Source organism: Pseudomonas sp. GW821-FHT10B02, assembly GCF_059415665.1.
Genome location: NZ_JBWKNR010000010.1, coordinates 49,636 through 69,119, shown reverse-complemented (window position 1 = coordinate 69,119; position 19,484 = coordinate 49,636). Strand labels below are relative to the sequence as shown.

Annotated in this window: 16 protein-coding genes; 4 read left to right on the top strand and 12 right to left on the bottom strand. The window is 61.8% G+C overall.

Annotation, left to right across the window (positions count from 1 at the left end; all coding sequences use genetic code 11):
* Nucleotides 1–17: 17 nt before the first annotated feature.
* Genes AC07OF_RS16000 through AC07OF_RS15990 form a run of 3 tightly spaced genes read right to left on the bottom strand, consistent with a single transcriptional unit; the run spans nucleotide 18 to nucleotide 2,122 of the window.
* Entirely contained in the window at nucleotides 18–446 is a 429-nt protein-coding gene (locus tag AC07OF_RS16000) for a MaoC family dehydratase (RefSeq protein ID WP_157192529.1), read from the bottom strand.
* 10 nt (nucleotides 447–456) lie between these two features.
* Nucleotides 457–894, bottom strand: a complete 438-nt coding sequence (locus AC07OF_RS15995; protein WP_157192528.1) for a MaoC family dehydratase N-terminal domain-containing protein — start codon at nucleotides 892–894, stop codon at nucleotides 457–459.
* A gap of 43 nt (nucleotides 895–937) precedes the next feature.
* Nucleotides 938–2,122 (bottom strand): lipid-transfer protein, encoded by a 1,185-nt coding sequence (locus AC07OF_RS15990; protein WP_157192527.1) that lies wholly within the window; start codon nucleotides 2,120–2,122, stop codon nucleotides 938–940.
* Nucleotides 2,123–2,442: 320 nt separating this feature from the next.
* Here AC07OF_RS15990 and AC07OF_RS15985 point away from each other — a divergent pair, with 320 nt between their 5' ends.
* From AC07OF_RS15985 to AC07OF_RS15975, 3 genes are all read left to right on the top strand, one after another.
* Complete coding sequence (locus tag AC07OF_RS15985; RefSeq protein ID WP_476447454.1) at nucleotides 2,443–3,609, top strand: acyl-CoA dehydrogenase family protein; 1,167 nt, start codon at nucleotides 2,443–2,445, stop codon at nucleotides 3,607–3,609.
* A 63-nt stretch (nucleotides 3,610–3,672) separates the two neighbouring features.
* A complete protein-coding gene (locus tag AC07OF_RS15980; protein WP_157192525.1) occupies nucleotides 3,673–4,476 on the top strand; it encodes an enoyl-CoA hydratase/isomerase family protein in 804 nt (267 codons plus the stop codon).
* A complete protein-coding gene (locus tag AC07OF_RS15975; protein WP_157192524.1) occupies nucleotides 4,473–4,919 on the top strand; it encodes a PaaI family thioesterase in 447 nt (148 codons plus the stop codon). Before AC07OF_RS15980 ends, AC07OF_RS15975 begins: the two co-directional genes overlap by 4 nt.
* Here AC07OF_RS15975 and AC07OF_RS15970 read toward each other — a convergent pair whose 3' ends face one another.
* The 5 genes from AC07OF_RS15970 to AC07OF_RS15950 form a co-directional block, all read right to left on the bottom strand.
* The gene (locus AC07OF_RS15970; RefSeq protein WP_495073145.1) at nucleotides 4,920–7,658 is read right to left on the bottom strand and encodes a winged helix-turn-helix domain-containing protein; all 2,739 of its coding nucleotides are present in this window, start codon (nucleotides 7,656–7,658) and stop codon (nucleotides 4,920–4,922) included.
* Nucleotides 7,659–7,816: 158 nt separating this feature from the next.
* The gene (locus AC07OF_RS15965; RefSeq protein ID WP_157192522.1) at nucleotides 7,817–8,386 is read right to left on the bottom strand and encodes a DUF2889 domain-containing protein; all 570 of its coding nucleotides are present in this window, start codon (nucleotides 8,384–8,386) and stop codon (nucleotides 7,817–7,819) included.
* 83 nt (nucleotides 8,387–8,469) lie between these two features.
* On the bottom strand, nucleotides 8,470–9,300 hold the full coding sequence (locus tag AC07OF_RS15960; protein ID WP_157192521.1) for an SDR family NAD(P)-dependent oxidoreductase: 831 nt from the start codon (nucleotides 9,298–9,300) through the stop codon (nucleotides 8,470–8,472).
* A 37-nt stretch (nucleotides 9,301–9,337) separates the two neighbouring features.
* Nucleotides 9,338–10,525, bottom strand: coding sequence for a lipid-transfer protein (locus tag AC07OF_RS15955; protein WP_476447157.1), 1,188 nt, complete (start codon nucleotides 10,523–10,525; stop codon nucleotides 9,338–9,340).
* A 55-nt stretch (nucleotides 10,526–10,580) separates the two neighbouring features.
* Nucleotides 10,581–11,480: an acyl-CoA dehydrogenase family protein gene (locus AC07OF_RS15950; protein WP_495073144.1), complete on the bottom strand. Its 900-nt coding sequence runs from the start codon at nucleotides 11,478–11,480 to the stop codon at nucleotides 10,581–10,583.
* 302 nt (nucleotides 11,481–11,782) lie between these two features.
* Between AC07OF_RS15950 and AC07OF_RS15945 the strand changes: the two genes are divergently transcribed.
* Nucleotides 11,783–14,464, top strand: coding sequence for a winged helix-turn-helix domain-containing protein (locus AC07OF_RS15945; protein WP_157192518.1), 2,682 nt, complete (start codon nucleotides 11,783–11,785; stop codon nucleotides 14,462–14,464).
* A 22-nt stretch (nucleotides 14,465–14,486) separates the two neighbouring features.
* On the opposite strand, the gene AC07OF_RS15940 is transcribed toward AC07OF_RS15945, so the two are convergent.
* From AC07OF_RS15940 to AC07OF_RS15925, 4 genes are all read right to left on the bottom strand, one after another.
* Nucleotides 14,487–15,806 carry an MFS transporter gene (locus tag AC07OF_RS15940; RefSeq protein WP_157192517.1) on the bottom strand — a complete coding sequence of 440 codons (1,320 nt, stop codon included), beginning with the start codon at nucleotides 15,804–15,806 and terminating at the stop codon, nucleotides 14,487–14,489.
* A 103-nt stretch (nucleotides 15,807–15,909) separates the two neighbouring features.
* On the bottom strand, nucleotides 15,910–17,052 hold the full coding sequence (locus tag AC07OF_RS15935; protein WP_157192516.1) for an acyl-CoA dehydrogenase family protein: 1,143 nt from the start codon (nucleotides 17,050–17,052) through the stop codon (nucleotides 15,910–15,912).
* A 10-nt stretch (nucleotides 17,053–17,062) separates the two neighbouring features.
* Nucleotides 17,063–18,259 (bottom strand): acyl-CoA dehydrogenase family protein, encoded by a 1,197-nt coding sequence (locus AC07OF_RS15930; RefSeq protein ID WP_495073143.1) that lies wholly within the window; start codon nucleotides 18,257–18,259, stop codon nucleotides 17,063–17,065.
* Between the two features lie 92 nt (nucleotides 18,260–18,351).
* Nucleotides 18,352–19,437 carry a Zn-dependent alcohol dehydrogenase gene (locus tag AC07OF_RS15925; RefSeq protein ID WP_157192514.1) on the bottom strand — a complete coding sequence of 362 codons (1,086 nt, stop codon included), beginning with the start codon at nucleotides 19,435–19,437 and terminating at the stop codon, nucleotides 18,352–18,354.
* Nucleotides 19,438–19,484 lie beyond the last annotated feature (47 nt).

The window sequence follows — 19,484 nt, the reverse complement described above, 5'->3', positions numbered from 1 at the left end:
TTCAGTGGATTAGCCAGTCAGGCCAGGACAACGACGGCCTCGCCGAGCAGTTTGTCTTCGCCGTACTGGTTGGCGCAGCGAATGGCCAGGCGGACGCGTTTCTCACCGTTCTCTTCGAATTTTTCGGTGACCGTGCCGCTGCAGGTAGGGATATGGCCCAGCTGGGTGATGCCGGTGAAACGCACGGACAAGCTGCGCACCTGCTGTTGCGGTACCCATTGGGTCAACAGGCGGCCGAGGTAGGCGGCCGAGAGCATGCCGTGGGCGAAGACATCGGGCATGCGCGATTTGCGTGCGAAGTCGATGTCGACATGGATCGGGTTGTGGTCGCCCGAGGCGCCGCAGTACAGGGCCAGGGTGGTGCGGTTGACCGCCGCCAGCTTGAGCAGCGGCAATTGTTCGCCGACCTGGATGTCGGAATACTGAACGTGGTTGGCAAGAGACATCGGCAATTCCTCAGCGCTGAACAAGAGACGAGCGGACATCGGCGATATGCTCGCCATGCTGGTTGGTTACCCGTGATTCGGTAACCACAAACTGCAGGGCTCCCCCCTTCTTCTCATAAACGTCGGTGATCACCGCGTCGAAGGTCAGCACGTCGCCGGCATAGGCCATCTGGTGGTAGACGAAGGACTGCTCGGCATGCAGGATGCGACCGAGGTCGAAATTCACCAGATTGAGGAAGGTATTCAGGTCGCGACCTTCCCCATCCAGGCATTTGAGAAAGGTCGGTGGCACCGGCAGCGTGCGGTGACCGGCAGCCTGGGCGGCGGCTTCGTCGGTGTAGATGGCATCGGTTTCGCCGATGGCCTTGGCAAAGAAGCGCAGGCGGCCCTTCTCGACATCGATGGTGAATGTTCCGAGCTTGTGCCCGATCAGATGCTTGTCAGCCATGTGTCTCATTCCTCTTGTTGTTCTAGGGGGACAGGGAAACCGCTCAATTGCGGCCGAACATGGTCACCACACAGGCGCCGCCCAGGCCGAGGTTGTGCTGCAGGGCGATGTTCAGCTCGTCGACCTGGCGCTTGTCAGCGGTGCCGCGCAGCTGGTGAGTCAGCTCGTAGCATTGGGCCAGGCCGGTAGCGCCCAGCGGATGGCCTTTGGAAAGCAGGCCGCCGGACGGGTTGGTCACCACCTGGCCGCCATAGGTGTTGTCGCCATCGAGGACGAACTGCTCAGCACCGCCCACCGCGCACAGCCCAAGGGCTTCGTAGGTCAGCAGCTCGTTTTGCGCGAAGCAGTCATGCAGCTCCACTGCCCGCACGTCCTGTGGTCCGAAGCCTGACTGTTCGTAGACCAGGTTGGCGGCGCGCTGGGCCATGTGAAAGCCGGCATAGGCGATCATCGAAGGCGGATCGAACGACTCCACCGGGTCGGTGACCAGCGACTGCGCGAGGATCACCACGTCACTGCGCAGGCCGTGTTTTTTGGCAAACGCCGGCGAGCAGACAATCGCCGCCGCCGCGCCACAGGTGGGCGGGCAAGCCATCAACCGGGTCATGACACCCGGCCACATGACCTTGTCGTTCATCACCTCTTCGGTGGTGACGATGTTTTTGAACAGTGCCAACGGGTTATTAGCGGCATGGCGACTGGCCTTGGCGCGAATGGCGGCGAAGGTCTGCATCTGGGTGCCATACTTGCGCATGTGCTCGCGGCCGGCGCCACCAAAGGTCTTCAAGGCGCGCGGTAGATCAACGTCGCGGGTCAGTTCTTCGAGGACATGGGCGACGTTGGCACGGGTAATCGGCCGGTCGTCCCAGTGGGATTTCAGCGCACCGGCCTGCATCTGTTCGAAACCCAAGGCCAGCACGCAATCGGCCTGGCCACTCTGAACAGCGGCACGCGCCAGGTACAGGGCGGTAGAGCCGGTAGAGCAATTGTTGTTGACGTTGACAATCGGAATTCCGGTGCGTCCGACTTCGTAAAGGGCGGTCTGGCCGCACGTGGAGTCACCGTAGACATAGCCGGTGAAGGCCATCTGCACTTTGTCGTAATCCAGGCCCGCATCCTTGAGTGCCAGCCGCACCGCCTGCGCGCCCATGTCGATATAGCTCGGGCTCGCGCCAGGCTTGGAGAAAGGGATCATGCCGACCCCGGCTACCACCACTTTGTCACTCATCGATCGGTTTCCTTCGCTGCGCACATTCACTTGGCGTACCCGCCGGCTGGCCGGTGGCTGTTGCTGCCTATCCTAGGAGCGCGCAATAGCCGCACACGACCGTCGAAGGGATGAAGATATGGATCAACCGGGGAAGCGTTCGAAGGAACGTTGCCAGGGAGTAGTCCGGTGCCCACCAACCAACGCCACCAAGGCTTTGGCGCGCGCATTCCTCCCTAGTGACGCCCGTTCGAACGATGCTGCGCATACTCCGCAGCATCATCCCTTCGGCGCTCTGCGCAACGCTACACCCCGCCCTACGATGAGCAGACCCAACCTGCATCGAACCAAGGACTCTCATGAGCGCTTACAGACCATCGTGGTTAACCGAAGACATGGCCATCTTTCAGCAGTCGGTACGCCGATTTGCCGCCGAGGAGCTGGTGCCCCATGAGGAACGCTGGGCCAAACAGCAACATGTCGACCGCCAGACCTGGCTCAGGGCCGGTGAGATGGGCATGCTCTGCCCCGGGATCCCTGAGGAATACGGCGGTGGCGGCGGCAACCATGCGCACAACGCCATCATCGGCTACGAACTGGCCTACGCTATCGCCACCAGCCTGGGAACCAATGTGCACAGTGCGATCAGTGCCCATTACCTGCTGCGTTACGCCAGCGAAGCGCAGAAGCAGCGCTGGCTACCGCGCATGGCCAGCGGCGAGCTGGTTGCCGCCATCGCCATGACCGAGCCAGGGGCCGGCACCGATCTACAGAACATCAAGACCAAGGCGATACGCGACGGTGACCACTACGTTATCAACGGCTCGAAGACCTTCATCACCAATGGTCATCACGCCGATCTGGTGCTGCTGGTGTGCAAGACCGATCCGAGCCTGGGCGCCAAAGGCATGTCCATCATCGTCCTGGAAGTTGCTGACCTGCCGGGCTTTCGCCGTGGGCGCATCCTCGACAAGCTTGGCCACAAAGGCCAGGACACCTCCGAGCTGTTTTTCGACGACGTTCGTGTGCCGGCGGCCAACCTGCTCGGCCCGGTAGAAGGCCAGGGCTTTGTCCAGTTGATGCAGCAGTTGCCCGAAGAGCGCATGTTCATTGCCATGAACGCCTTGGGTGCGATGCAGCGGGCGGTAGAGGAAACCATCAAGTACACCCAGGAACGCAAAGTGTTCGGCAAGCCGTTGCTGGACATGCAGAACACCCGCTTCAAACTGGCGGAGATGCAGACCACCGTCACCATCGCCCGCACCTTCATCGACGATTGCCTGGACAAGATGATCAGGCATGAACTGGATGCGGTCACTGCGGCCAAAGCCAAATGGTGGGCTTCGAGCCAGGCCTGCCAGATCATCGACGAATGCCTGCAGCTGCATGGCGGATACGGCTACATGCTCGAGTATCCGATTGCCCGCTTGTACATCAATACCCGGGTGATGCGTATCTACGGCGGCTCCAACGAGGTCATGAAAGAGCTGATCGCCCGCTCCTTCTAAATCCGTGGGACGGCCCTGGCCAGTCGCGTCAGGGCTGCTTTGACTTCACAATGGAGGCTTCCTATGGCGGTGCTTGAGTGTTCCAGGCGTAACGGTGTGGCGACCTTGCTGATGTCACGTACGCAAGTCAAAAATGCCTTCAACGGCGAAATGGCCATGGCCTTGCTCGAGGCCCTTGCCCAGATTCGCCACGACCCCGAGGTGCGGGCAGTGGTCCTGACCGGTGCCGGCACGGACTTCTGCGCTGGCGGCGACGTCAGCAGCATGGCCCGCATGGACGGCGACGCGGCAGCCGTGCGCCAGCGCATGGAACTGGTCAACAGTGTCATCAGCGCCCTGGCGGACCTGCCCTGCCCGGTCATTGCCGCGGTGGACGGTGTCGCCTTTGGCGCCGGCTTCAGCCTGGCCCTGGCGGCGGACTTCATTCTTGCTGCGCCGCGCGCGCGCTTCTGTATGGTCTTCGCACGTATTGGGGCGATTCCCGACATGGGCGCTACCTACCATCTGCCGCGCCTCGTCGGCCTGCAAAAAGCCCGCGAACTGATCTATTCGGCGCGCGAAATCGATGCTGCGCAAGCCCTGGAAATGGGCGTTGTACTTGAGGTGGTAGCCGACAACGATCTGCACCTGCGCGCCAATGAACTGGCCCGCAGCATGGCTTGCATGTCGCCGCTGGCGTTCAACATGACCAAGCGCTTGCTGAGCCATTCGTTGAACAACGACTGGTCCCGCCAGTTGAATGAAGAAGCTCAGGCTCAGGCCATCGCCATGTCTTGCGACTACTTCAAGGACGCCACGCTACGCTTCATGCGCAAACAACCCCTGCTGTACCGCTGGCCACAGCAGGCACGGAGTGCAGACCAGTGACCCACGCCACGTCACTCAACGCTGTCCAGGCTGTTGACGACGCTCCACCCGCCGGTTTCATACCGATGCAGCGGGCCGGTTTTGTCGCCCACTGCACCGGCCTATACCTCCATCCGCAACGCATGATAATGGCTGCCCGGATCCGCCCGGAGCACCTTAATCCGCTCGGTGTTGCCCATGGCGGCTTTCTCGCCACCCTGGCCGACAGCGCATTCGGCTGGGCATTCAAAGACGCGGTGGGTAGCGAGCTGCCGCCCGCCACCATCAACCTGAGCATGGACTATTTGCGCCCTGCGCCACTCGGTGCCTGGATCGAGACGCATGTACAGGTTCACCGCCTCGGGCGCACGCTGCACCACGCCAGCCTCGACCTGCTCGACGGCGAACGCCTGGTGGCACGTGGCACGGCGACCTTTATCAGCAACGCCCTGCTCCCGCGCTGATCACGGCGCGTTGTGGTCCGGGAGCTTCAGGTCCAGGTCGCGGGCCTTGGCAATGGCTTCATCGCGACCGTTGACCTCCAGTTTGTAGAAGATGTTCTTCATATGCCATTTCACCGTTTCCGGTGACAGGTTCAGGACCCGGGCGATCTTCTTGTTCGGCAGTGCCCGGGCGACCAGGCTCAACACATCCAGCTCACGGGCACTGAGCACTTTCGGCGTGTCGGTGTCCGCAGCCCCTTCAAGGCTCGCCGCGGCACGCTGGGCAACCTCTAGTAGCCGCCGGGTGTAGAACGCCAGCACCGGGTCGAGCAAATCTTCGTCGAGTACTGTTTGCAACAACGAAGTGATCCCTGGCCAGGCATCCAGCACACTCCGCACCAGGCCCAGGCGATGGCCCTGACGCAAGGCTTCGATGATCTGCAGACGAGCCGCTTGCGGCTGGTTGGCGCCCTGCTCGCTGACCGCCAGTTGCAACAGCATGGGCACAGCCCGACGCCAGCGCCGGTCACGGCGCGAAGTGTCGATCAGTACCTGCAAGCGTTCCCCCGCGCCCTTGAAGTCGGCTTTATGCAGATGCCGCTCACTGGCAGCGCGCCGGGCGATGGCCAGGATTTCCTGGGCGGTGCCCGGCCCCTGTGGATCATGGCGCTGGGCGATCTGTTCGATACGTTGCAGCGCTGTCGCTGCCTGTGCTTCATCGCCGCTCTGCTGCGCCCAGCGCATACGCAGTATCAATGCCGCCGCCAGCGGCCGATCCAGCGCATAAGTGCTTGCATAGCGTTCCAGCCGCTCAACCCAGCCCCAGGCCTCGGACGGCCGGCCGGCCAGCCAATGGGCCATGGCCAGTGTCTGCATCGCCTGCAATACACTGTCAGGAATCGCCACGCGCTCCAGCAGCTTTATCCGCGGTTCGAGCAATTGACACGCGGCTTCGTAATCGCCTTGCTCGTAGAGCGCGGTCCCTAGCAAGGCGGCGGCCATGCTGCTGACAATCAGATAGGCCACGCCGTAGCCTTCCGCCTGCGCGAGCACCTCGCGGTACACGTGTTCGGCTTCGGTGATACGCCCTTCGAGAGCCAGGCTCATACCATTCAGGCAGCGTCCCATCAGGCTGCGCCGCGGTGAACCGTGCAGGCGCTCGCCGCTGTCAAGCACGGCCCTGGCCTGTTCGAATTCGCCCTGGTACATGTACAGCCAGGCCAGGGTGTTGCTGCGTCCGGAATAGGCGAAATCGTCGGCATCATCGGGGATGGCCAACAACTCGGGGAGGATCTTCAGCAAAGCTGCGGTATCGTCCTGGCACAGTGCCAGGCTGGCTTGCAGCACCGTGAGCACATGCTGTTGCTTGCGGTCGAGCGCAGCATAACGACTGCGCAGCTGTATCAGGCTTTGCTGCACAGCGGAGAAATTGCGCGCGTATAGGGCAAGGTGCGCCATGACCAGCTGCAGGCCGATGCGGCTGGCGGTCTGTTCCGGCGGCAGGCTGCGCAACAATGTCGACACCTGACTTAGGTTGCCTCTGCCGAGCAGATCGTAAGCACAGGCTTCGACGATATCGGCGGCGGCTTCGGCGTCGCCGGCCTTGACCGCATGGCGGACCGCCTCGTCGAGATGGCCGTTGGCGCTGAACCAGCCGCGGGCCGTGGCGTGAAGCTCAGCCAGGCTTTCCTGCCCCTGCGCCTGCAGACGGCTGAGCAACAGCTTGCCCAACAACGGATGCAAGCGATACCAAGTTTCCTGATCATGGCTTTTGACTTGGGTGATGAACAGGTTGTCGCTGTCCAGCCGGGTCAGTTGCGTCAACATCCGGGCAATGGCATGGGGCTGACCGAGCAGGGTCGCGCACAGCGATGCACAAAAGCGTTCGCAGATCGATACGCGGGTGAGCAGGCGCAAGTCCTCGGGTTGCAGACGCACCAGCACCTCGCGTTCGAAATAGCTGGCAAAGGCACTCGGATCGCGCACCTGAACACGGTCAAAACCCCCGCCCTGCTTGGCTTTGAGGTCAATCGCGAACAACTGCAGGCCAGCCACCCAGCCATCGGTCAACTCGTGTAGCACCGCCGCATCGCGCGGGTCGATGCTGCCCAGTTGCTCACGCAGAAAGCGTTCGGACTCTTCGGCGCTGAAGCGCAGGTCACGCAAGTCGAAATCGGTGACCTGGCCCCGCCCGCGAAAACGCGCAAGGGCGACCGGCATGCCCATCCGCGAACAGAACACCAGGTGCAGTCTGGCCGGCGCATAGTCGAGCAACCAGTGCAGCGCCTGGACGATACGCGGATCCTCGACATGGTGCAGGTCGTCGAGCATCAGCACTAACTCGCGCTCATGACGGGCAATGCTCTGTACCAGGGTAATGACCCAATGCTCGAGATCCATTTCGGCAGTGTCGCGGCCAAGCATGAAGCTGGCATCACCCACAAGCTCAGGGTCTACCTCGGCCAGACTGGCCTGCAAACAATGAGCAAAACGCTCAAGGTCATTGTCTTCGGCTGCCAGCGACAGCCACGCAACATCGAAGTTAAGCGCCAGCAGCTCACGCCGCCATGCCAGTAAAGTGCTGGTCTTGCCGCTGCCGGCCGGCCCCTGGATCACCACGCAGCGTTGCCGGCGTGCTTCCATCAAACGCGCCAGCAGGCCGTCGCGTGCCACCAGACGGCGCGCACCGCGAGGCGGAACGACTTTGGTCTCAACGTTGGACGAATCCGTGTCAACTTCTGAATCAGGCAGTAGCGGCATGGGCGAAACATCCACAATGGCGGGCAGCACGACGCTTCAGTGTAAGGGCTAACGCGGCACTTGCCGATACAGGATTGCTATCGGCACCGGCGCAATGCCGCAACCACCACACCCGCGACTTGCCTGCTTTGCTGCGGCATAGCAGGCAGGTCTTGAAATCAGGCCTTCGGCAGCCCCTCGGGCCATAGCAAACGCACGGCATCACCGTCTTCGCGATAGGCATGGCAGGTGCCGACTACCCAGGGGCGCACGGCGACTTCGCGCTTCTGACTGCTGGCCGAGCGCAAGCTGGATTGCGCTCGGTAAGTGGAAAACAGCGTTTGCATGGCGGTGTTGGCCATCCGTTCGAGCAGCTCGCTCAGGTGTGTGCAGCCCCCCGCCCCGCCGACGATGGCCTTCATATTGCGCTTGAAGCCTGCGGCGATCTTCAGCCCTTTGAGCTGCGAATAGGCCGTGCTGATTTCCGCGCAGAATGGACTGGCCCCCACTGCCGTGGTGGCCGCAATGTGCTGGATGACCATCTCGGCATCGAGGGTCATGACCAGGCGCATGTCGTGGATGGTGCCGCCCTCCGCGACCGAATGGAACGGCAGGTCGGTGGCAGCGTTGGTCAAGTCCTGCAAGCGCCCTTCGATTTCGAAAAGGCCGTCGCTGCGCGCGAAGCCCTGACAGCGGATTTCACGGGTGTGCAGCAGCGTGCGGGTGAGCGCTGGCGTGGTAGTCGTCATGGGACTGCTTCTCTTATAAGGCCGGGTCACATGGTTGAGTGTGCCGGAAACCACAGTCAGCTCCCGACACGGCGAGCGGCGTACTAGAAGCCGCCGCGGCCACCGCCACAGATGATGGTCTGGCCGGTAACGTAGTCCGACTCCGGAATGCAGAACATGTACACCGAGCCAGCCGCCTCTTCGGCGGTGCCCGGACGGCCCAGAGCGATTTCGCGGCTGGCGGCGGCAATACGATCGGGATGGACGCCGACTTTGATGTCACGGCCTTCAACCTGCACGGTCTTTTCTTCGGTGGTCGACTGGGTCAGGCGCGTTTCGATAAAACCGAAAGCCACGCAATTGACATTGACCTTCATGCGCCCCCACTCCCTTGCCAGGGTCTTGGTCATGCCCATGACACCGGCCTTGGCCGAGGAATAGTTGACCTGGCCGGCATTGCCCTGGGTACCCGATACCGATGAGATGTTGACCACCTTGCGGAACACTTCCTGGCCGGCTTCGGCCTCGGCCTTGCTGGCTTCGCGAAAGTACGGGTAAGCGGCGCGCAAAATGCGAAAGGGTGCCTTCAGATGGCAATCAAGAATCGCGTCCCACTGCTCGTCAGCCATTTTCTGGATAACGTTGTCCCAGGTGAAACCGGCGTTGTTGACGATAATGTCGATGCGGCCAAAGGCCTGCAGGGCGGTCTGCACGATGCGCTCGCCAAAGTCTGCGGCCGATACGTTGCCGATGCACGCCACAGCATCGCTGCCCAAGGCGCGAATCTCAGCGATGACTTCGTCCGCCGGTGCCTGGTCCAGGTCATTGATGATGACTTTGGCACCTTTACTGGCGAACTTCAGCGCGACGCAACGACCAATGCCACGGCCGGAGCCGGTGACAATGGCAACTTTACCTTCAAGTGTCTTTTCCATGGGTATGTCTCTTGTTTTTGTTCTGATGTCGGAAGATTTACTGCTTGCCGTAGAGGGTGACCACGCAGGCGCCGCCCAGACCAAGGTTGTGCTGCAAGGCGTGCTGCAGGCCCTCGACCTGGCGTGCTCCGGCGTTGCCTCGCAGTTGCTGGGTAAGCTCGTAGCACTGGGCAAGGCCGGTGGCGCCCAATGGGTGGCCCTTGCACAACAAGCCGCCGGAGGGGTTGGTCACCACACGGCCGCCGTAGGTGTTGTCACCGTCGAGGATAAACTGCTCGGCTGCCCCCACCGGGCATAGGCCGAGGGCTTCGTAGGTGAGCAATTCGTTATGGGCAAAGCAGTCATGCAACTCGACCACGCGGATGTCCTGTGGCCCCACCCCTGTTTGCTCATACACGGCGCCGGCGGCACGCTCGGTCATGTAGGCACCGACAAAACCGGTCATGGTCTTGGGCTCGAACGATTCCAGTGGATCGGTCACCAGCGACTGCCCGAGAATCCGCACATCACTGCGCAGGCCGTGTTTGCGCGCGAATGCCGGCGAGCAGATGATTGCCGCCGCGGCACCGCAGGTAGGCGGACAGGCCATCATCCGGGTCATCAACCCTTCCCACATGACCTGGTCGTTCATCACCTCATCGGTGCTGACCACTTTCTTGAACAACGCCAGCGGGTTGTTGGCAGCATGGCGGCTGGCCTTGGCGCGGATGGCCGCGAAGGTACGCATTTGCGTGCCGTACTTGCGCATATGCTCGCGGCCTGCGCCACCAAAGGTGATCAGGTTGCGGGGAATGTCGCCCGCATCCGGGCACAGTTCATCCTGAATCGGCAGAAAGTCACCGCGAGGCAGCGGGCGGTCATTGAAGTTGGAGCGGGTCGGCCCCGGCTGCATCTGCTCGAAACCTACCGCCAGGGCACACTCGACCTGGCCGCTCTGCACTGCCGCGCGGGCCAGGTACAAGGCACTGGAGCCGGTGGCACAGGCATTGTTGACATTGAATACCGGGATCGCGGTACGCCCGACCCGGTACAACACAGCCTGGCCGCAGGTGGTGTCGCCGTAGACATAACCGGCAAAGGCCATTTGCACCTGCTGGTAGTCAAGGCCAGCATCGGCCAGCGCCAGACGCACGGCTTGCGCGCCCATATCGATATAACTGGGGCTTGCGCCCGGTTTGCTGAACGGAATCATACCGACCCCGGCTACAACGACGTGCTCACTCATGGGTGTGTCCTGGTTGATGGTCAATCGGTTATCGGGAAGTGATGGATGCTGCTGGTCAGTTGTTGCCATGCCCCAGGCTCAGGGCCCTGGCTTTGATGCTTGCCAGCGTCAGCCGGATGTCTTGAGGGTCCCAGGGCGGCCCGCCGGGGCCGCTGTCCTGGGCCAGCACCGGGTCCAGCAGTTGCTCAAGCTGGCGTGCCGCAAAAATCGCGGTCAACAATTGCTGTTGCTGTAAAGCCTCGTGCAGGTAGTCCTCGCCCCTGCCCGCATCACCGAGCAGATGGGTTTGCGGCACACGCACATCAGTGAGGTTGATTTCCAGGCCCTCCCGGCACACGCCTGCGCCTGGCCGGATGGCCTTGGCCAGGTGGGCCGGACAAATACCCGGACGATCGCTTTCGACCATGATCAGACTCAGGCCCAGGTCGCCATCGGCATCTTCAGTCAGGCAGGCGAGCAGCAGCAGGTCGTAGTCACCGCCATTGCCCACCGCGCACGTGCTGCCGTTGATGAGAAAATCATCGCCGTCACGGCTGGCATAGGTGCGGCATTCGCCTTCGTCGCCCTGCGCTTCGGCCATCGCCAGGGCAAGGATCACCGCGCCGCTGCAGACACCCGGCAGCCAACGCTGCTTCTGCTCTAAAGTGCCAAGGCTGGCAAGACAAGGTGCCACGATATCCGAGTGCAGTGACAAGGCCCGGTCTTGAACACCGATGCTGGCGAACTCTTCAGTGATGACTGCGGCATGGCCGAAATCGCCACCACCGCCATATTGTGCCGGCAGGGTCACACACAGCAGGCCTTGGCGGCCGGCCTGCAACCACAGTTCTCGGTCCAGGGCTTCAGTACCTGGACAGTGGCGTTGGCGCGGCAGGTAGTCACGCTCGAGAAAGCGCCGCACAGTGGTGCGAAACAGCTCGTGATCTTCGCGGTAAAGTGTGCGCGGTGCATCCATCGGGGAACCTTTTGCCGCAACAGGATTGCCGGTACGAAAGCGGCCAAAGCCGATTCTGCGTGTCGATGCAATCGTTGCATGGGCGTCCGGGGGGCGAGAGCCACCCTCAGTGGGTGGGCCGGTTTCCAAGGCTCGGCACTGCGCACAATAATCGGCCACAGCCAGCGACCGGCGATGTCGTCGATGGTCGACTGTTACCCCCGCTTATCTACCGCTCATGGCAGAATGCGGCCCAAGCAGAATAATAATTTGATCGCCTGCGCCAACACTTGCGCGGCAGGCGGCAGCAGCGGAGGTTTTCCATGCCAGTTCAGCGAGACGAAGTTGCTATCTCCAGAACCACCGCGACCAAGTACGCCTGCCCCAAACCCGCCGAAAGCCACTTGCCGCGCCTGCGGCTGCTGGAGCAGATGGTCAACCTCGACACCACTCGCCTGATCCTGATCCGCGCTGCCGCCGGGTTTGGCAAGACCACCTTGCTGCAGCAATATCGCGAGTCATGCCTGGCCGCAGGCAAACAGGTGCTATGGGTCAACCTGGATCCTGCCGACAATGACCTGCCACGGTTTTTGCGAGTGCTGGTTGCCGGCCTGACGCACTACCTGCCCATTGCACCGGAGAATGTCTCGTCACCCAGCGCTGACGATCTGCTGGAACAGATTGCCGGCTGTAGCGTGCCTTTCGCCCTGCTGCTGGACGAAGTCGAGGTGATCCAGAACGTCGAGGTACTCGATTTCCTCCAGCAACTGGTCGAACAGTTGCCGGCCGGCTGCGTCCTGGCCATGGCTTCCCGGGCCTGTCCGGCGATCGGACTCGGCCGCATCCGGGCCCGTGGTCAGCTGCTGGAGATCCGGCCTGGCGACCTGCGTTTTACCCCCGAAGAGTCCATGGCCTTCATCCGCGACAAACGCCAGATCCCGCTGCGCGACAACGAGCTGACAGCCTTGTACCGCAGTACCGAAGGCTGGATAGCCGGCCTCTACCTGGCCAGCCTGTCACTCAAGGACCGCCAGGATCACCCGGCGTTTATCGCTTCGTTCTCCGGCTCCAACCTGGAGCTGGCCGAATACCTGACCGAAGACATCCTCATGCGCCAGAGCGAGGACTGTCGTTTGTTCCTGATGCAGACCAGCATCCTCGAACAGTTCTGTGTGCCGCTGTGCCAGGCGGTGACGGGTCGCAGCGACGCCGGGGCGATGCTCGATCATCTGGACCGTAGCAACCTGTTCCTGGTACCGGTCGACAGCCAGCAGCAGTGGTTCCGCTACCACCATCTGTTTGCCAGCTTCCTGCGCCATGCCCTGGATCGCCAGCATCCGGGTATGGCCAGACACCTGCATGAAATCGCCGCCCAGTGGTTTTTCAGCGCCGACCAGCCGACGCCGGCGATCGAGCATCTGTTCAGTGCCGGTTTGCTCGACGAAGCGGCCAAGCGCCTGAACCAGCACCTGGACACCCTGATTGACAGTGGCCGTACCCGGTTGTTGCTGCGCTGGCTTGACCGTATCGCCGAAGAAACCCGCGACGCTTATCCCTACCTGAGCAAGTCTTACGCCTGGTTACTGGCAAGTACCCCACGGATGAAAGATGCCTTGCAGGTTGCCGAGCGCCTGGAGCGGGTGTCCGGCCCCGAATACGCCTACGTGACCCGCGTGCTGCATTGCCTGCAACTGAGCGCCACGGATCATGCTGAGGCCTGTTGCAGCCTGGGGTTCGAGTTGCTTGAGCAGATGCCTGCCAATGAAGTGTACCTGTACATGGTGCTGGCAAGTGCCGTGGCCATGAACCTGGTCGCCAACGGTCGCTACGATGAAGCCCGCCAACTGCTGTCGGCGGCGCTGCAGCGCAACCCGCGGATCAACCTGAGCTTTCTGCGTCACACCTTAAGCGTCAACGAAAGCATTCTTGACCTGATCCAGGGGCGCTTGAGCCATGCCCTGGTGCGTATGCAGAGTACAGTCGAGACACCGCACGGCAGTGCGCAACGCAAACCTCACGAAGCCAAACTGTCGCTGGATATTTTCCACGGCTTGCTGATGTATGAAAGTGCCGCCTTCGATGAAGCCCAGAAGGTCCTGTCGCGCTGCCTGTTTTTCGCCAAACAGGTGATATCCCCGGAAAACCAGATCGTCACCCACGTGCTTACAGCACGCATCGCTTACAACAACGGCGACCGCAATACCTGGATGCGCTGCCTGGTGGAACTGGAACAGATCGGCCAGCAAGTCGGATCACGCCGCCTGCAATGTTCAGCCTGGCTGGAGCGGGCACGGGTGGCGATTCTGGAACAGCGCCTGGATGTAGCCAGCCAGGCCATGCACGCCGCCGAGCTGAACGGCGACTGGGACCGGCCAGACTTCATTCGTTTTGCCAACGATGTCGACACCCCGAGCATCGCCCGCCAGCGCCTGCGCATCGCCCAGGGCGAAGGTGGCGCGGCGGTCAAATGCCTGCGTGCAGCGATCGAACAAGCCCGCCACTGGCAACATGTACGCCGTGAGTTAAAGCTGCATATTCTGCTCGCCATGGCCCTGGACAGCCAGCAACAACCCCAGGACGCCTACCAGGCCTTGAACGAGGCGTTGCGCCTGGCGAGTCACGAGGGCTTCTTCGCGACCTTCATTGAAGAAGGCGAACGGCTGGCCAGCCTGCTGCAACGCTGGGCCGGCAGCACCAGGCCCGATTGCAAGGCGCTGGGCATCGAGCCCGGATTCGTCGATCAGCTGCTGCAACAGGTCGGCGTAAGCAGCGATGACAACGACAGCACTGCCCAGGACAACGGCGCCCAGCAGGTGCTGACCGGTCGCGAGTACCAGATTCTCCAGCTACTTGCCGTTGGCTTGAAGAACCGTGATATCGCACAGAAGGTGTTTCTGTCCGAATTCACGGTCAAGTCCCACCTGCAGAAAATCTACGCCAAACTCGATACCAAGGGCCGTACCGAAACCCTGGCGGTTGCCCGGACGCGGGGCTGGATAGCTTGAACGGCCCGGTCGATCTGTGCGCTTATGATCGTGGCCGCTCCAGCAACTGCCGGGCAGGAATCGCCAGGAGCAACACCAGCGCCCCCACCACCAGCACCACCGCGATCACATCAAAGGCCATGTACAAACTGCCGGTCGCGGTCTTGATCGCACCGACCACGATCTGGCTGACCACACCGGCAATGCCGCCTATACAACTGATCACGGCGATACCTACCGCTGCTGCCGAAGGGCTGAGCAATGCCGGCGGAATGGTCCAGAACAGCGACAAGGCAGCCAGCGCTGCGGCAGCCCCAAGGGTCATCAGCGTCAATGAAAACAGCAGATGGCCCTGCACTGGCCCCAACAAGGCAAAGCAGCCGGCACTGACCAACACCGTCACCGCCACATGCCAACGCCGTTCCAGGTGTTTGTCCGAGCTGCGCGCCAGCAAGTACATGCCAATCAACGCCAGCAGGTAAGGCAGACTGGCCACCAGGCCGATGGTTTTGAGGTCGTGAATGCCAAAGCCGCGGATCAACGTCGGCATCCAGTACGAGACGGTGTTTGAGCCACTGTACAGGCAGAAAAACACCAGACCGGCCAGGTACACCCGCGGGTTGCGTAACACCTGGGCCAGGCTGGCATGCTCGGTGTCGGCGCCACGGGCCTGCTCCAGGGCACTGGCCAACAGCTGCTTTTCCCGCTCGCTGAGCCAGCGGGCCTGAGCTGGCTTGTCGACCAGCCAGAACCAGCCGAACACCCCGAGCAGCATCGCCGGAATACCTTCGACCACGAACAGCACCTGCCAATCGCGCAGGCCCATCCAGCCATCCAGGTGCGTCATGATCCAGCCGGCCAGCGGCCCGCTGATAATCCCGGCAATCATCGCGGCCATAAGGAACACCGCGGTGATGCGTGCACGCAACGCCGCAGGGAACCAGTAGGTCAGGTACAGAATCACCCCCGGAAAGAAGCCGGCCTCGGCTATGCCGAGGAGAAAACGCGCGACGATCAACTGATTGGCGCTGGTGACAAACGCCGTGCCCACAGTGACCAGGCCCCACAGCACCATGATCCGCGCCAATGTGGCGCGGGCGCCGATGCGCTGCAGGTACATATTGCTCGGCACTTCAAAAAGGATGTAGCCCAGGTAGAAAATCCCGGCCCCAATGCCGTAGGCGGCATCGCTGAGGGCAATATCTTCGGCCATGCGCAGCTTGGCGAAAGACACGTTCAAGCGATCGATGGTGTTGAGCGCATAGGCCAGAAACAGGTAAGGCAGCAGCCGCAGGATGACCTTGCGATACACCAGACGGGTTTCATTCTCGCAACTGACAGGCAGGACAACGGCGTCGTTCATGGACATCTCCCCGGCTGCCGGTTGCATCGCCTGGGGCGGGCGCCACCGGCAGCCATCATGGTCTTGCACAAGCCGATCAGCAGGCTGTTTGCTATTGAGGCGGTTACGCGACAGCCATAAGCTCGCTGTAGGCCTGCAAGTGGTGATCGTCATCGCCAAACTGGCGGGCAACCATCAGCAAGTGCTTGGCGTGGTGCGACAACACGTACTCCCAGGTCAATCCGATGCCACCATGTAACTGCAGACCTTGATCGGCGATGTAGCGTGCCGCACGGCAGACAATGAACTTGGCCGCTGCCAGTGTGCGGCTACGCTCGTCGCTGTCAGGCTGGTCGGCGGTGCAGGCAGCGAGCATGACCATGGAGGTGGCCTGGTCCAGTTCGATGTACATATCGACCATGCGGTGCTGCAGGACCTGGAACTTGCCGATCGGCTGACCAAACTGTTTGCGGGTTTTCAGGTAGTCGAGCGTCAGCTCGCAGGTGGCACTCATGCTGCCGACGGCTTCAGCGCATTGCGCGGCAATGGCGCGCCCCTGCTGATAGCGCAAAGCGGCCAGCGCTTGACCCGGTGCACCGAGCAATGCGGCACCGCTGACCACAACATTGTCCAAGAACAGGTCACAGGCCTTGCGTCCGTCCAGGCTTGCGTACTCGCGCAGCGTCACACCCGGGCTTTGCGGGTCGACTAGGAACAGGCTGATGCCGGTCTCGTCGCGGCTGTCACCCTGGTTGCGGGCCGATACCATAATCAGCCCGGCGCTGTGCCCGCCGACAACCATGGCTTTGCGTCCATTCAGACGCCAGGCGCCCTGCTGTGCTTCGGCGCGGGTCATGACATCGTGCAGTTGGTAATGGCTTTGCGCTTCTTCCAGGGCAACCGCCAGTTGCAGCGTGCCGGCGGCGACCTGCGGCAACAACTCGCTTTTCTGCGCTTCGCTGCCCAGTTGGCTGAGCAGGCCACCGCCAAGGATCACCGACTGCAGGTAGGGTTCCAGGCACAAGCCACGGCCCAGCTCCTGAGCCACCAGCATCAGGTCCACGCCGTTGCCACCGAAGCCGCCATACGCCGGGTCGAACGGCACCGAGGTCAGGCCCAGCTCACCCAGTTGTTGCCAGAATGCCAGGCTGTATCCTTGGGGACTCTGGCGGTAATTCTCGCGCTGTTCGAACGTATAGGTGTCACGCACCAGCCGCGCAGCCGTGTCTTGCAGCATCTGCTGCTCTTCGCTCAATTTGAAGTCCATGGCCTGCTCCTTAGAGTTCGAGAATCATCTTGGCGATGATGTTTTTCTGGATTTCATTGGAACCGCCGTACACCGAGGCTTTGCGCATCTCCAGGTACTGGCAGGTTGCCGTGGCGCTGAAGTCGTTGTGCAGCGTTTCGCCGCTGTGTTCGTAGCCCAGCTCGTCAACCAGGTGCGGTACGGCGTAGGCGCCCACCACCTTGGTTTGCAGGTAGGTGATGGCCTGGCGGATCTCGGTGCCCTTGATTTTCAGCATTGAGCTTTCCGCACCGGGCACCCCACCCTCACGTGCAGCGGCAAGGGTGCGCAGGTTGCTCATCTCGACGGCCATAAGCTGCATCTCGACCTCGGCGATCTGGGCGCGCAGATATGCGTCTTCGATCAGCGGCTTGCCATTGCGCATCTCGACCGCCGCAGCCTGCTTGAGGCGTTCGAGCATGGCTTTGGCCATGCCGATACCGGCAATCGAGGTACGTTCATGGGTCAGCAGGTATTTGGCGCAGGTCCAGCCTTGATGTTCGGCACCGACCAGATTGCCGACCGGCACGCGCACGTTGTCGAGGAACACCTCATTGACATAGTGGCCGCCGTCCAGGGTGATGATCGGCCGCACGGTGATACCCGGCGTTCTCATGTCGATCAGCAGAAAAGAAATCCCGCGCTGGGCCTGGGCCTGGGCATCGGTACGTACCAGACAGAACATCCAGTCCGCCAGATGGCCGGTGGATGTCCAGGTTTTCTGGCCGTTGACGACGTAATGATCACCGTCGCGCTGTGCACGGGTATTCAGACTGGCCAGGTCTGACCCGGCGCCAGGTTCCGAGTACCCTTGGCACCACCAGTCTTCACAAGCAAGGATTCGCGGCAGAAAACGGGCTTTCTGTTCAGGCGTACCGAACTTGATGATCACCGGGCCAACCATGTTGACGCCAAAGGGCACGATCCGTGGAGCCCCGGCGCGGGCATATTCTTCGTCAAAGATATGCTTGTGCACCACACTCCATCCGGTGCCGCCATGTTCCTTTGGCCAGCTTGTTGCCAGCCATCCCCTGGCGTTGAGGGTGCGCATCCACTCAACGTGATCGGCCTTGCAAATACTTTTACCGTGGCGGACACGCTCGGCCAGCGTTTTGGGTAGTTTGTCCTCGAGAAATGCGCGCACTTCCTGGCGGAAGGCGATCTCCTCGACATTGAAATGGATATCCATCTGAGACCTCTACAGGGGCACACGCTACCGCGCTGCCGTTATAGCCAGGGGATGGCCGCCGCAGGCAACAGCGCTGCGGCGGTAGTAGGCAATCACTGGTCGAAGACGATTACCGAGCGAGCCAGTTCGCCACGGCGCAGCTCATCGAAGGCCGAGTTGATCTGATCGAGCCTGATACGCTGGGAGATCATTTCGTCGAGCTTCAGGCGCCCCTGCATGTAGAAGTCGGTCAGCCGTGGCAAGTCCACCGGAAAGCGGTTCGAGCCCATGAACGAACCCTGGATACGCCGCTCGTGGAGCAGCATCAGCGGGTCGATCTCGAGTTTGAGCCCCGGCTTGATCATGCCGATGACCGTGGCACAGCCTCCGCGCGCGAGCATGTTGAAGGCCTGCTCGGCGGTCTGCTTGAGGCCAATGCACTCAAAGGCATGGTGCACACCACCGCGCAGCAGTTCCTGCACTTGCTGAACCGGATCACCGTTCTTCGGGTTAATCACGTCGGTGGCGCCGAATTGCCGGGCCAGCTCCAGCTTGGAGTCCTGCATGTCGATGGCGATGATCCGCCCTGCCCCGGCCAGTGCCGCGCCGTTGATGGTCGCCAGGCCAATACCGCCACAGCCGATCACCGCCACGGTTTCGCCGGGACGTACCTTGGCGGTATTGAACACCGCGCCGGTGCCAGTGGTGACCGCGCAACCGAGCAATGCGGCACGGTCCAGCGGCATGTCGCGGCGAATGGCAACCAGCGCGTTTTCGTGCACCAGCATCTGTTCGGCATAGGCCGACAGGTTAATGAACTGTGGCATTGGTTTTTGCACGTAGGTCAGGCGTGGTTCTTCGTCTTTGCCTCGCTTGGTGTCTGGCGACACGCACAGCGACAGATGACCGGTGACGCAGTGCTCGCAGTGCCCACAGTAGGCCGAAAGGCAGGTCACCACATGGTCGCCGGGCTTGACCGTACGGACCAGCGAGCCGACCTGTTCGACGATGCCAGAGGCCTCATGGCCCAGGACCACCGGCGCCGGGTGCGGATAATGACCATCGACAAAATGCAGGTCCGAATGACAGACACCAACCGCGACCGTGCGTACCAGTACTTCGCGCGGACCGGGTTTGCTGATACCCACTTCTTCAATGGTCAAGGGTGAGCCTGGGGTATGGAATACGGCAGCTTTCATATTCTTGTTCTCTTTGTCTGGGAAGCCGGGCAAATACAGAAGGCGGG

Coding starts and splice junctions, on each gene's coding strand:
- AC07OF_RS15930 (WP_495073143.1), bottom strand. CDS start 18,259: ATGGATATCCATTTCAATGTCGAGGAGATCGCCTTCCGCCAGGAAGTG.
- AC07OF_RS15935 (WP_157192516.1), bottom strand. CDS start 17,052: ATGGACTTCAAATTGAGCGAAGAGCAGCAGATGCTGCAAGACACGGCT.
- AC07OF_RS16000 (WP_157192529.1), bottom strand. CDS start 446: ATGTCTCTTGCCAACCACGTTCAGTATTCCGACATCCAGGTCGGCGAA.
- AC07OF_RS15955 (WP_476447157.1), bottom strand. CDS start 10,525: ATGAGTGAGCACGTCGTTGTAGCCGGGGTCGGTATGATTCCGTTCAGC.
- AC07OF_RS15980 (WP_157192525.1), top strand. CDS start 3,673: ATGGCGGTGCTTGAGTGTTCCAGGCGTAACGGTGTGGCGACCTTGCTG.
- AC07OF_RS15995 (WP_157192528.1), bottom strand. CDS start 894: ATGGCTGACAAGCATCTGATCGGGCACAAGCTCGGAACATTCACCATC.
- AC07OF_RS15970 (WP_495073145.1), bottom strand. CDS start 7,658: ATGCCGCTACTGCCTGATTCAGAAGTTGACACGGATTCGTCCAACGTT.
- AC07OF_RS15990 (WP_157192527.1), bottom strand. CDS start 2,122: ATGAGTGACAAAGTGGTGGTAGCCGGGGTCGGCATGATCCCTTTCTCC.
- AC07OF_RS15940 (WP_157192517.1), bottom strand. CDS start 15,806: ATGAACGACGCCGTTGTCCTGCCTGTCAGTTGCGAGAATGAAACCCGT.
- AC07OF_RS15950 (WP_495073144.1), bottom strand. CDS start 11,480: ATGGATGCACCGCGCACACTTTACCGCGAAGATCACGAGCTGTTTCGC.
- AC07OF_RS15925 (WP_157192514.1), bottom strand. CDS start 19,437: ATGAAAGCTGCCGTATTCCATACCCCAGGCTCACCCTTGACCATTGAA.
- AC07OF_RS15965 (WP_157192522.1), bottom strand. CDS start 8,386: ATGACGACTACCACGCCAGCGCTCACCCGCACGCTGCTGCACACCCGT.
- AC07OF_RS15960 (WP_157192521.1), bottom strand. CDS start 9,300: ATGGAAAAGACACTTGAAGGTAAAGTTGCCATTGTCACCGGCTCCGGC.
- AC07OF_RS15945 (WP_157192518.1), top strand. CDS start 11,783: ATGCCAGTTCAGCGAGACGAAGTTGCTATCTCCAGAACCACCGCGACC.